We start from the raw sequence: 12,847 nt of genomic DNA, 5'->3' as shown, positions 1-12,847 counted from the left end.
CCTCGTAGCCTCGGAGCATGCGTGTGCTGATTGTCGAGGACGAGCCCTATCTGGCCGAAGCCATTCGCGACGGTCTGCGTCTGGAGGCGATCGCGGCCGACATCGCGGGTGACGGCGACACCGCTCTGGAACTGCTGAGCGTCAACGCCTACGACATCGCCGTCCTCGACCGCGACATCCCCGGCCCGTCCGGTGACGAGATCGCCACCCGCATCGTCTCCTCCGGCAGCGGCATGCCCATCCTCATGCTCACCGCGGCCCATCGGCTCGACGACAAGGCCTCCGGCTTCGAGCTCGGCGCCGACGACTACCTCACCAAGCCCTTCGAACTCCAGGAGCTCGCGCTCAGGCTCAGAGCACTCGACCGCAGACGTGCCCACAACAGGCCTCCCGTGCGGGAGATCGCGGGGCTGCGGCTCAACGCGTTCCGCCGAGAGGTCTACCGCGACGGCCGCTACGTCGCGCTGACCAGGAAGCAGTTCGCGGTGCTCGAAGTCCTGGTCGCCGCCGAAGGCGGTGTCGTCAGCGCCGAAGAGCTACTGGAACGCGCGTGGGACGAGAACGCCGACCCGTTCACCAACGCCGTGCGCATCACCGTCTCGGCGCTGCGCAAGCGGCTCGGCGAACCCTGGATCATCGCCACCGTGCCGGGCGTCGGCTACCGCATCGACACCCGACCAGAGGCCGGCCACGAGGGGCGAGACCATGGATAGGGCGCCCGGCGTGAGCGTTCGCCTCAAGCTCACCCTCAGCTACGCCGGATTCCTCATGGTCGCCGGCGCCCTGCTGCTCGCCGCGGTGTGGGTCTTCCTCCTCCGTTACGTCCCCGACCGGGCCATGCTCATCAACCCGGACGAAAGGCCCACGGGCGGGGTCTTTCCCATCCGGTCCGTTCTGCTGAGCGTCTTCGCTCCGAGGGCGTTCGCGGTGCTGGCGTTCCTGCTGGTGTTCGGTCTCGTGGGCGGGTGGCTCCTCGCCGGGCGGATGCTCGCCCCGCTGACCCGCATCACCGCGGCGACCCGCCTGGCCTCAACCGGATCGCTCTCCCACCGGATCCTGCTGCCGGGCCGCAAGGACGAGTTCCGCGAACTCGCCGACGCCTTCGACACCATGCTCGTACGACTCGAAGAACACGTCGCCGAACAGCGCCGATTCGCGGCCAACGCCTCTCACGAGTTGCGCACCCCGCTGGCGATCTCGAAGTCGCTCATCGACGTGGCCCGTAGCGATCCGACACACGACACCGGCGAGATCATCGAGCGCCTCCATGCCGTCAACACTCGGGCGATCGACCTCACCGAGGCGCTGCTCCTGCTCAGCCGTGCCGGCCAGCGGTCCTTCACCCGGGAACAAGTCGACCTGTCCCTCCTGGCGGAGGAGGCCACCGAGACCCTCCTCCCTCTGGCGGAGAAGCTCGGTGTCACCATCGAGACCTCCGGCGAGATCGCCCCCGCCGACGGCTCACCCGCGCTGCTGCTCCAGCTGACCATGAACCTCGTGCACAACGCGATCGTCCACAACCTGCCGGGACAGGGCACCGTGTCGGTGGACACCAGCGTCCGTCCCAAGAGTGTGGTGCTCACGGTCGAGAACACCGGCGACAAGCTCACCCCGCAGGTGGTCTCCACGCTCACCGCGCCATTCCAGCGGGGCACCGAGCGCATCCACACCGACCACGCGGGCGTCGGCCTCGGCCTGGCCATCGTCGACACCATCGCCCGGGCACACGACGGAACGCTCACCCTCACGCCGCGAACCGGGGGCGGGATCAGCGTCAGTGTGGAACTGCCCCGGTCTCCCCGCACGCCGGCGGGTGACGCATCGGCGAACTGACGCGTCGGCCTGACCGGCGACATGCCTGCGGCCGCCACCGCCGACCTGTGGTCGGAACGCGTACGGCTCACCGGCGCGCAGGCCGTCGCCTCGTACGCCGACGGTCCCCTGGCCGGCCACCCGCCGTCACCCGCCACCGGATCGGCAGCGGCACCGCCTGGTATCTGGGCACCCACCCCGACCAGGACACTCTCGCCGCCCCGCTCCACCGGATCCGCCAGGAGGCCGACGTGACACCGGAGCACCAGGTCCCCGCCGACATCGAGGTGGTCCGTCGGCGCGGCGCGGACGCCGACTACCTGTTCCTCATCGACCACACCGGCAAGGGAGCCGAAGCACCCGCGGAAGGCGTCGAACTCCTCACCGCCACACCGGTCACCGGAAGCGTCACGGTCCCACCGGGAGGTGTCGCCGTCGTCCGCGAGCCCCGCTGAATCGTTCGCGGACGTCCCCGAAACGCGGCACCACACCATGTGCGCGGCCCGGACGCTTCCACAGCGCCGGAGTCGCTGACCGGTCGCGAGAGGCGAGCGAGACCGCCTTTCACGTCGGGGCGGCGGCAGCCAGCGTTCGGGTGCAGCGGGTCGCCCACGAGGCGTTGAGAGATGGTCGGTCTTCCGAGCGCGCGTTGACGTCGTAGGCCGTGACCGGCCCGCCATCGCGTGCTGCCCTTGATGTTGCGGCACAGCGAGCCTTCTCCCGCCTGGACCGCCGACGCGTCTGTGGGGTGCACGGTGGCAGGCCTCATTGTCGGCGACCCGAGGGATCCCCGTCCCGTCCGCCTGGCGTACGCGCCCGGCGATGGTGCTGATGGGCGCGGGCCGGACCCTTGCCCTGGGGGCGCCGATCACGAGATCCAAAAGCGCATTGACAGGTCTCTGTCGACATGTTGCGATGAGGCGCTGCTCAGCCGGATCCGCGTCTCGTCGCACACCGCTCGGGCACCGGATCGGCGGCCACCAGAACGGGGGCAGTGCCCCTTAGTACAGAGCGAGGAACCATGCCGCAGCGTGCTGCGACCATCGTCGGCGGCGGCATCGGCGGGCTCGCGGCGGCCATCGCCCTGCACCGCCGGGGCTGGCGCGTCGAAGTACTGGAACGCGCCCCGGAGTTCACCGAGATCGGCGCCGGCATCTCCCTGTGGCCGAACGCGCTGCGCGCACTGGAGGTGCTCGGCCTGGCCGACGACGTCCGGTCACTGGGCGCCGTCGAGGCCGCAGGCGGCGTGCGCGACCGCCGGGGCCGGTGGCTGTCCCGCACGGACAACGCGGAACTGGCACGGCGCTTCGGCCACCCCTTGACGGTCCTGCACCGCGCCGACCTGCTGAGGGCGCTCACCCAGGCGCTGCCCGCCGACAGCCTGCGGCCGGGCAGCGAGGTGTCCGCGGTCCACGACGACGACGGCCGTCCCGTCGTAGCCCACCGCGGGGGCGAGTCCCGGCCCGACCTCGTCATCGGCGCCGACGGGCTGCGCAGTGTGGTCCGGCGCGCCCTGTGGCCCGACGCGGCCGGCCCCCGGTACGCCGGTTACACCGCCTGGCGCATGGTCACCGTGCCCCTCCCCCGGCCGCTCTCCGAAGGCGCGGCGACCTGGGGCCGAGGGGAGAGGTTCGGTTACACGGCGCTGCCGGGCGGGCGCATGTATTGCTTCGCCACGGCGTCCCTGCCCGCCGGAGGGGTCTCCGGCTCCTCGGAGTACGCCGAACTGCTGCGCAGGTTCGGGTCCTGGCCGGACCCCGTCCCCGCCCTGCTGGCCGCCGTCCCCGCGGACGCGGTGCTCCGCCACGACCTGTACGACCTGCCGCCGCTCCCCTCCTTCGTGCACGGCCGCGTCGCTCTGCTGGGAGACGCGGCCCATGCGATGACCCCCAACCTGGGCCAGGGCGCCTGCCAGGCGCTGGAGGACGCGGTCACCCTCGCCCACTGCCTCGACGGCACCCCGGACGTCGCCGCCGCGCTCCGCTCGTACGACCTGCTGCGCCGCCCGCGCACCCAGGCCATCACCCGCCGCTCCGCCCGCCTCGGCGCGCTCGGCCAACTCTCGTGGCCGCCCGCGGTGTTGCTGCGCGACACCGCCGCCCGGCTGACACCGACACGGGCGACACTGCGCTCCATGACGCCGGTCCTCGGCTGGACCGCACCCGATGGCCCGATGCCCGCGACACAGAACGAGACCCACTGATGCCGGACTGGACCTATCACCCGCTGCGCCACGCGGCCGCCGCCGTCCTCGGCCGACGCCGCTCGCAGCGCACCGCGCTGGGACTGCTGGCCCGGATCGGTTCCCGCCCCGCCGGCGCGCGGCTGATCGCCCAGGGGTTCGGCCACCGTCATCCGCCGCGGGAACTCGCCGGGGCCGTCGCCGGCGTACCCGTGACCGTCCGCCTCGGCATATCCGTCCCGCCCTCGCTCGCCCGTGAGGCGGTCCACGCCATGCCCCCGCTCGGGGCCGGTGTCGTCGAGGTGGCGCCCGTCTCGGCGGCCGACACGGAGACCGTACGCGAGGCCGCCGAACGCCGGACGATCCCGCTGGTCGTCCGCACCTGCGACCCCGAGGTCGAGGCCGCCCTCAAGCCGTACGTGGACGGGTTCACCACCGACGACGACCCCCATCTGGTCCGCGTGTCCGACCCGTCGGTCACCGCCGCGGCCGCCGCGATCGAGGAGCCGGGCACCGTCGTCCTCGCCCGGCCAGCGGTGCTCGTCGAGTCCGGACCGGGCTGGTTCGCCCGGGTCACCGAGGCGGCCACACCGACCGCGCCCGCGCCTGGTCTACGGGACGTCGGCCGCGATCCCCGCCGCTGGCCCGCCTGGTGGTGGGCGCTGCTCGTCGGGCTCGGGATGACGGGGGCCGGACTCGGGGCCGCGGCGATCACCCTCGGGCCGGTGCTGCTCTGGTACGACCGTGACTACCTCGGCATGACGCTGCACGACCTGCACCACGCCAACCACCACCTCGTGCACTTCCTCCAGCACGACCGGATCACCATGGCCGGCACGATGGTCGCGATCGGCGCCCTCTACACCGGCCTCGCCGCGGGCGGGATCAGACGGGGCTGGCCCTGGGCCCGCGAGGTGTATCTGCTCTCGGGGGCCATCGGCTTCCCCACCTTGTTCTACTTCCTGGTCACCGGCTTCGTGGAGCCCCTGCACACGGCCACCACGCTCGTCCTGTTCCCGATGTTCGTGGCCGGGGTACGCCGCACCCCGCACCCGCCCCGCTGGCGCCTGGCCCCCGAAGGCCCGGAGCCGGAACGCCGACGGGCACTCGCCGGCCAACTCCTCCTGATCATCACGGGCGCCGGACTGTTCGTCGGTGGGGCGGTGATCTCCGTGGTCGGCCTGACCGGCGTCTTCGTGCCCACCGACCTGACCTTCCTGGGGACCAGCGCGCAGACGCTGGAAGCCGTCAATCCGCGGCTCGTGCCGTTCATCGCACACGACCGCGCGGGCTTCGGCGGCGCGCTCATGTCCGCGGCGGTGGCGATCCTCCTGCTCAGCGCGTGGGGCTGGCGACGGGGTGAGGCCTGGGTGTTCTGGACCCTGACCACGGCGGCCGCCGCCGGCTTCCTCCCCGCCGTCGTCGTCCACGGCCTGATCCACTACACCGACTTCACCCACCTCGCACCGGTCTACATCGGCATCGCCCTGACCGGCACCGGACTGCTGCTCGCGCGTCCGTACCTCTGCGCCAGGACGCCGGCCCCGGTGAACGACTGAGCGGCGGCCTCGGCGAATCCCGCACGTCTTACGGCGGGGACGACACTTGGGCCGGCGGTCGGCGGCGCCGATGATCGCGACAGAGGTCTGGCCCGCCGCTACGGGGGAGAGCGACGGGCCAGCACCTCCACAGTGCCACAGGCGCGCATGAGATGTGCGGTGTCACAGGAATGCGGCGTCGTTCAAGGAGGCCGGAAGGCCGGAAACGCACAGTGCCCGTCCCGGACGTATCCGGGACGGGCACTGTTGTCGAGCGCCGGGCAGGCCTTGCACCTGCATCTCCCCGCAGGAAGCGGGGCGTCTTTCCTTGGACCACCAACGCACAACCGGAGACCAGGAGTTCTGGCGACCAGCTCAAGATCAAGCATAGCGGATGCTCGACAGCTGTCAGTCCTCCGCCGGGTGCACGTCCGTCACCTTGCCCTTGGTGTCGGTCTCCAGGTAGCCGGAACGGCTGTACTTGTCCGAGAGGTAGACGGACAGTCCGAACGAAGGGTTGAAGACGTTGGGTTGGCGCACCAGCACATAGCGGGTCTCGACATCCTTGACGTTGAGCTTCTTCTCCGCCTCCTCCAAAAGGGCGGGAATCCTGTCCCAGTTGAAGTCTTCGGCGGCGAAAGGCTTGTAGCCACTCATCAGCTTGCCGTCGATGATGCCCTTCTCCGCACCCGTACCGGGGCGGTAGTCGTACGACTCGTACGCGGTGTCACTGCCGTCGACCATCACCTGGGCCAGCACGTAGTCGTCGTAGACGGAGAAGCTGCCGAACCTCTTCCGGCCGCTCTCCTTCTCCAACTCCCTGATGGCGATGCGGATGTTGGCGGGGGTGAGCATGCTCCCGGTCGTGGTCTCCTGGGAATCCGAGCCGGTGGAGGCCGAGCTCGGTGTCGGCGTCGAGGCCGAGGTGGGTGTCGAGGACGACGAGGGCGTGGAGGGGCCGCCCGTGTTCAGGTCGGCGGTGCCGCCGTCCAGGGGCAGCAGCCACCACAGCAGGGCTACGGCTCCGACGAGCGAGGTGCCCGACAGGCTCAGCAGGACCGGGCGGCTCGGGGTGCGTCGGCGTGGTGCTCGGGTGGGAGCGGTGACCGAATGGGGCGTTATCGGGGGTCCGAATCCAGGTGGGGTGGCTGTGGGCGCCGGAAATGCGGCGTGAGTGGCAGGGGCGTCGGCGTACGAGGGGCCCGCGGGCGTGGCGGGTGCCGCCAGGGGGTACGAGGTGGGTTCGTCGCGCGGGGCCGTCGGGCCGGTCGTCGGCTCGGCCTCGATCACGGCCAGTCTTCGGTCCAGGACTGCGGCGGAGGCCCGCGCTGCCGGGTCGCGTACGAGCACGCTCATCAGGACGTCGCCGAGGAGGCCTGCCCGCACCGGCGGTGGCACGTCCTCGTGGAGGACGGCTGCGAGGGTGGCCAGGGTGCTGCCCCGGCGCAGCGGGTGGTGACCCTCAACCGCGTTGTAGAGCATCATCGCCAGCGACCACAGGTCGGACGCGGGTCCGCCCTCATGGCCCGATATGCGTTCCGGTGCCATGAAGTCGGGTGTGCCGATGATGGAGCCGGTGGCGGTGAGGCTGCTGGTCTCGCGGATCGCGGCGATGCCGAAGTCGGTGAGGACGGGGCGCCCGTCCGGCCGTAGCAGGACATTGGCGGGCTTGACGTCCCGGTGCTGGATTCCGGCGTCGTGCGCTGCGGTCAGCGCGGCCAGTACGCCGCGGCCGATCCGTGCCGCCTCGGCCGGGGGCATCGGCCCCTGGGCCAGCCGGTCGGCGAGCGAGCCGCCTCCGACCAGTTCCATCACGATCCACGGGTAGGTGCCCTCGCCGCCGTCGACGATGTGGTGGATGGTGACGACGTTGGGATGGTCGATCCGGGCCAGGGCCCTGGCCTCGCGCAGCACACGCTCGCGCAGCATCCGCGCGGCCTCGGGGTCGTATTCGGCGAGATCGCGGTCCGGCGGGCGGACCTCCTTGATCGCCACCAGCCTGTGCAGGACCAGGTCCCGGGCCCGCCAGACCATGCCCATCCCGCCGCCGCCGAGGCGGGCCTCCAACTCGAAGCGCCCGTCGACGACTCGTCTGCCGGGGCCTCCGTCTGCCTCACTCATGGGCGGGAGCTTAGTTGGCCCCACCGACATCGTTCGACGGCCCCCGAGCGTCCGATTCGGGGCGTTACTTCTGCCGCTTCGCGGTCAGGACCGGGCGGCGTGGCGGATCGGACGGCCCGCCCGTCAGACCGATGAGCGGGCCCGGATCCCCCCGACAGGCCGCCGGCGGGCCCAACGGCCGTCCGTGCGGACCCCGTTGGTCGGCTCAGTCGAACCGCAGGATGCGCGGGGCGAAGGTGCCCTCGGGGCCGTCGGCGCGGCCTGTCGACCACACCGTCGACGTGCCCGGTACCGGCGCCAGCCGCAGCGTCCTGGAGTCTCCCTCCCCGGCCACCGCCGGTTCGCTGTACTCGGTGAACGACTGCCCGTTCCAGGCGAGGAAGTCCGGCCCGGGGACCCACGGTGGAGTGCTGCCCGGCGGGCCCCACTTCTGCGAGCGGGCCACCGAGACCCAGCCCAGTTCGCCGGACGTGGTGGGTGCCAGGGACGTGATGCCGCCGAAGTCGGTGGGCACGGTCACGTGGCTCCACTCCTGTCCGTCGAAGCGGACCAGCAGCGGCGGGATCGGCCGGCCCACCGGCCCTCCGACGAACCCTGCCGTACCCCCCGCCCACACCTCCGTCGGCGAGACCGCGAGCACGCTGCCCACGGCCGAGCGCGGGAAGCCGTCCACGATCGTCTGTTGCCACGCCTGCCCGTCCCAGTGCGAGACCGCCGCACCCGAGTTGGTCTCCCCGGCGGCCCAGACGTCGTCGGCCGCCAAGATGTGCAGGCCGTACACGGCCCCCGATGGCACCGGCACGTCCCGCCAGGCGCGGCCGTCCCAGCGCAGCAGTGCCTGGGCGCCGTCCCGTGAGCCGATCAGCCAGGTCTCGCCGCCACCGGAGACGACTCGGGTCAGCAGGACACCACGCGGCGGCCGACTCTCGCGCCAGGCGGTGCCGTCGTAGCGCAGCAGACGTGCGCCGCCCGCCGAGTCGCGGCCGACGGCCCAGACGGTGGCCGGTGAGGTGGCGGCGACGGACAGCAGTTCTCCCTGCCAGCCGATCCCGGGCAGGCTCTGGCGCTGCCAGGCGGTTCCGTCCCAGCGCAGCACCAGCGGGAAGCCCGGCGCCTCGCGGCCGACGGCGTCGGTACCGACCACCCAGGCCCGCTCCGGTCCGAGCGCCACGGCCTCGTTGAGTCCGGCCTGTGGGCGTATCTGGGCCGGGACCGGAACGTGTTGCCAGGACCGGGTTTCCGCCGTGGCCGTGGTCATGAAGGTGATGAGGGTCAGGGCGACGGCGAGGGCCGTGACGAGAAGTCTGCGTGCCATGCTCAGCCTCCCAGCCGTTCGCTCATCAGGTTCGGTTTGGAGCCGTAGATCTCAACGGTCCCGAAGGACAGCAGTGCGGACCCGGCCCTCGTCAGTGCTCTCGGTTTGACGTCGATGGCGTTCGTGCGCTCGGGGCCGTAGGAGAAGGTGGTGCGGGTGCCGTCCACCCGTGCGTACTTCGACTGGAACGCACGGTCGCTGCGCACCGGGAGCCACAGGGCGCCGTCCGGGCCGCGTGTCATGCCCTCGGTGTAGGTGTCGCCGAGTGAGGGGTAAGTGGTGCGCCAGGTATGCCCGTTGAAGGTCATCAGGTAGGTGCGGGACACTCCGTCGGTGTACTGGCTGCCGCCGATCGTGGCCCGGCCGGACGGTTCGAGCAGGATCGTGTGCACGTTGCTGTTCGACGGCAGCGGCACCTTCGCGTCCCGCCACACCGTGCCGTCCCAACGCAGGACGGTGGTCCCGGTGTTGGTGTCCGCCCAGGCCCAGGCGTCGGTGGCGGTACGCGCGGTGATGCCCATCAGGTAGAGCACACCGTCCGGGGTGGACTGTGTGGTCCAGCCCGAGCCGTCGTGGTGCAACACCTTCAGTCCGGTGTCGTCCTCACCGACAACCCATGCGGCACCCGGTACGGCGGTGAAGTCCTGGTAGGTCCACAGGGTCTGGGGCAGCGGTATTCCGCTCCATCCTCCCGCCGACCGGCGCAGGATCTCGCCCACGCCCGCGCGGTTGTGGAAGATCCACACCTCCTCGCCGACGAACCGCACCTTGCCGAGCCAGCCCAGCTCGTCCGCGCCGGGGAAGGTGGTGTCCCGGTTCCATGCCGTGCCGTCCCACCGGTACAGCATCGGCCGCAGTCCGTCGGAGGCGTGCTCGTACCCGGTCGCCCACGCCTCGCCCGTCCCGCGGGCGGCGAGATCGGACACGGTCACCGGTGGGGCGGCCGCCGGGACCGGCAGGGCCGACCAACTCGGTTTCGCAGCGGCGGCGGGCGTCGCGGCCGTGGCAGGTGACACGACCGTGGCGCACGCGAGCACCAGGCAGACGATGACTGTGCGGAGACCGTTCACAAGGACCCCCCAGTACCCGAAGGTCGCACACGGTATTGGCGTTCACCCGCCGGAGAACAGGCGGCATTCAGCCATCACAGCCGTCTGTAAACGTTTTCACCAGAGAGCTGTACAGGCGATCACGACACAACGACCGGACTGAACTCAAAGAACTCGGACCCGCCCATTGTCTTGACGCGTACGCATCACGCTGCTTCCATCGCCACCGTGTAAACGCTTCAACTCCGGACAGCTCGTCGACGATCGACGACGCGAAGGTCACGCCGGCGAGGCGGTCACGAACGCGACCGAACGAGGTCCGCGCCGACTCAATCGAGAGCAACCAAGGAGACCGTCGTGCACTTGACACATCGATGGCGAGCCGCCCGCCGGGCACCCGTCACCGTCTCAGCGGTCCTGGCCGTCTGCGCCACACTGGCCGCCGCCCCGGGAAGCGTCGCCTCACCCGGCGCGGACGCGGCAGGCGATGTGACGATCCAGGCCACGCGCATGATGGAGAACCTCGGGCGCGGGGTCGTGGCGGTGCGCTCCGGCAGCAGCCAAGTACTGGTCTCCTGGCGGCTGTTGGGCCTGGACCCGGCGAGCATCGGCTTCAACGTGTACCGGTCCACCGGCGGCGGCGCATACACCAAGCTCAACACCGCCGTCCTCACGGGCGGCACCAACTACACCGACTCCACGGCCGACTTGACGCGGTCCAACAGCTACCGCGTGGCCGCGGTCGTGGGCGGCCAGGAACAGGCGCCCAGCGGGGCCTTCACGCTGACGGCCAATCATGCGACGGAACCCGTGGTCCGTGTGCCACTGCGCTCCGGCGGTCCGGTGAAGTTCGTCTGGGTCGGCGACCTCGACGGCGACGGCGAGTTCGACTACGTGGTCGACCGGCAGACCTCGCCCCAGAAGATCGAGGCGTACAGCGGTGACGGCGACTTCCTCTGGGACGTCGACCTGGGGCCGAACAGCCAGAACCAGGACAACATCGAACCGGGGTCGTCCGCGATCGACGTGGGCCACTGGGACGGCGTCACGGTCTACGACTTCGACAGCGACGGCCGAGCCGAGGTCGCCCTCAAGATCGCCGACGGCGTCAGGTTCGGCGACGGAGCGACCTGGACGCACGCGGACGACTCACGACAGTTCATGGCCGTCCTCGACGGCCGGACCGGAGCACTGCGCAACTGGGCCGCCGTACCCACCACTTACCTGAGCGACGGCCCGATGGGCGCGCGTCTGGGGGTGGCGTACCTCAACGGCACCACGCCGAGTCTGGTCGCCTACATGAAGAACCGGCGCGACGACGGGGCGTTCAACCTGATGATGGCCGCCTGGAGATTCACCGGCAGTGCGCTGCGGCCCGAATGGACGTGGCTGCGCGGCACCCAGAACGCGCCCGACGGACACAACACCCGCGCCATCGACGTCAACGGCGACGGCACGGACGAGGTCGCCGAGATCGGGTTCGTCCTCAACGGCGACGGCTCCCTGCGCTACTCGATGGGCCCCCAGGGCATCATCCACGGCGACCGCTTCCACATCGCGGACATGGACCCCGGCCGACCGGGCCTCGAGGGCTACGGCGTCCAGCAGGACAATCCCAGTGGCCTCCTGGAGTACTACTACGACGCCGCGACCGGCTCGGTCATCTGGAAGCACAACGGCGGTCCCTCCGACGTCGGACGCGGCATGGCCGGCGACGTCGACGCACGCTTCCCCGGCATGGAGGTCTGGTCCTTCTCAGGCCTGTACAACGCGCCCACCAACCAGCTCACCGAACCGAACACCTCACTGCGGCCGTGGCCCCAACTGGGCCTGTGGTGGGACGGCGACCTCACCACGGAACTCCTCAACGACGGCAAGATCGAGAAATGGAACCCCCTCGACCCGACGACGACCGGCAGCCTCCCCCGCCTGGTCAGCACCTGGAACTACGGCGCCGTCACAGCCGCCCAGGGCGGCCCCACCCTCGTCGGTGACATCCTCGGCGACTGGCGCGAGGAGGCCGTCTACACCAACGCCTCCTACAACGAGCTGATCATCTTCACCACCAACCAGCCGACCGGCACCCGGCTCTACACGCCGGCCCACAACCCCGCCTACCGCAACGCCATGACGTTCAAGGGCTACATGCAGTCCCACCACGTCGACTACTTCCTCGGGGCCGGCATGTCTCCGGCGCCCCGGCCGAACATCGCGTACGCGGGCATCGCGGGCACCACGACAAGGGAGCCGGCCCGTGCGGCCGGCTCCAGTGGTCAGAGAGTGCTTCCCGGAGCTGGGGTTCGTCATCTAGAGCTCGTCGGGCACACACATCATGCGGTGCGCCGGTGCGACGGGTTCACCCGGTAGTGGATCGACTCCGCGGACCCGTACAGCCACGACGGCGGTGGGGGTGCGGGACGACCGGTCCGGGAGCCTCATCAGACGCCAGCGGAAGGGCTCGGGGACGTCTTTGGCGGGCATCTCCACCGTGGCGAGGCTCACCCATCGGTCGTAGCTGGTCGGGTACACCCGGATGGACGCACCGCACTTGGGGCAAGTCGGCGGTTCGATCCAGGACACGTCCTCGGGGTCGGGGTCGGGCTGCGGCGGGGCTGTGGCTCCGTCGGACACGGCCATCTCGTTCGCGAGGACGTTCCAACACGCCTCGCAGAGTCTGTTCATGAGATCGATCCGCCCGCGATCACACACGGTGGGGCTCGTCTCCCCGCATCCATGGCATAAGTTCCGTTCGCGTTCCCCTATCGCCCCCATGTGTTCGAGTGTGAGCGAACTTGACCGGATCACAGTAGGTCGCGATTTGGCCTCATTT

Annotated in this window: 10 protein-coding genes; 6 read left to right on the top strand and 4 right to left on the bottom strand. The window is 70.7% G+C overall.

Features of this window, described 5'->3' with window-relative positions:
• The first annotated feature begins 17 nt into the window (after window positions 1-17).
• The 5 genes from ACFY0U_RS43190 (at window position 18) to ACFY0U_RS43170 (ending at window position 5,553) form a co-directional block, all read left to right on the top strand.
• Window positions 18-713: a response regulator transcription factor gene (locus ACFY0U_RS43190; RefSeq protein WP_388645661.1), complete on the top strand. Its 696-nt coding sequence runs from the start codon at window positions 18-20 to the stop codon at window positions 711-713.
• Window positions 706-1,833 (top strand): sensor histidine kinase, encoded by a 1,128-nt coding sequence (locus ACFY0U_RS43185; protein ID WP_388645659.1) that lies wholly within the window; start codon window positions 706-708, stop codon window positions 1,831-1,833. Before ACFY0U_RS43190 ends, ACFY0U_RS43185 begins: the two co-directional genes overlap by 8 nt.
• Window positions 1,834-1,880: 47 nt before the next feature.
• Complete coding sequence (locus ACFY0U_RS43180; RefSeq protein WP_388645658.1) at window positions 1,881-2,267, top strand: Beta-galactosidase C-terminal domain; 387 nt, start codon at window positions 1,881-1,883, stop codon at window positions 2,265-2,267.
• A gap of 566 nt (window positions 2,268-2,833) precedes the next feature.
• The gene (locus ACFY0U_RS43175; protein ID WP_388645657.1) at window positions 2,834-4,015 is read left to right on the top strand and encodes an FAD-dependent monooxygenase; all 1,182 of its coding nucleotides are present in this window, start codon (window positions 2,834-2,836) and stop codon (window positions 4,013-4,015) included.
• Entirely contained in the window at window positions 4,015-5,553 is a 1,539-nt protein-coding gene (locus ACFY0U_RS43170; protein WP_388645655.1) for a hypothetical protein, read from the top strand. The genes ACFY0U_RS43175 and ACFY0U_RS43170 overlap by 1 nt, the downstream gene beginning before the upstream one ends.
• A gap of 387 nt (window positions 5,554-5,940) precedes the next feature.
• Here ACFY0U_RS43170 and ACFY0U_RS43165 read toward each other — a convergent pair whose 3' ends face one another.
• From ACFY0U_RS43165 to ACFY0U_RS43155, 3 genes are all read right to left on the bottom strand, one after another.
• Entirely contained in the window at window positions 5,941-7,653 is a 1,713-nt protein-coding gene (locus ACFY0U_RS43165; protein WP_388645653.1) for a protein kinase, read from the bottom strand.
• Window positions 7,654-7,858: 205 nt separating this feature from the next.
• Window positions 7,859-8,968, bottom strand: coding sequence for a hypothetical protein (locus ACFY0U_RS43160; protein ID WP_388645651.1), 1,110 nt, complete (start codon window positions 8,966-8,968; stop codon window positions 7,859-7,861).
• A 2-nt stretch (window positions 8,969-8,970) separates the two neighbouring features.
• Window positions 8,971-10,038, bottom strand: a complete 1,068-nt coding sequence (locus tag ACFY0U_RS43155; RefSeq protein WP_388645650.1) for a hypothetical protein — start codon at window positions 10,036-10,038, stop codon at window positions 8,971-8,973.
• 336 nt (window positions 10,039-10,374) lie between these two features.
• Here ACFY0U_RS43155 and ACFY0U_RS43150 point away from each other — a divergent pair, with 336 nt between their 5' ends.
• Window positions 10,375-12,384 carry a hypothetical protein gene (locus tag ACFY0U_RS43150; RefSeq protein ID WP_388645648.1) on the top strand — a complete coding sequence of 670 codons (2,010 nt, stop codon included), beginning with the start codon at window positions 10,375-10,377 and terminating at the stop codon, window positions 12,382-12,384.
• Here the strand turns inward: ACFY0U_RS43150 and ACFY0U_RS43145 are convergent.
• On the bottom strand, window positions 12,325-12,699 hold the full coding sequence (locus ACFY0U_RS43145) for a DUF6083 domain-containing protein (RefSeq protein WP_388645646.1): 375 nt from the start codon (window positions 12,697-12,699) through the stop codon (window positions 12,325-12,327). The genes ACFY0U_RS43150 and ACFY0U_RS43145 overlap by 60 nt on opposite strands.
• Between the last annotated feature and the right edge of the window lie 148 nt (window positions 12,700-12,847).

This window comes from Streptomyces sp. NPDC001536 (genome assembly GCF_042894505.1).
Classification (GTDB): domain Bacteria; phylum Actinomycetota; class Actinomycetes; order Streptomycetales; family Streptomycetaceae; genus Streptomyces.
The sequence above is the reverse complement of the archived record's forward strand: the minus strand, read 5'-3'. Positions and strand labels throughout refer to the sequence as shown.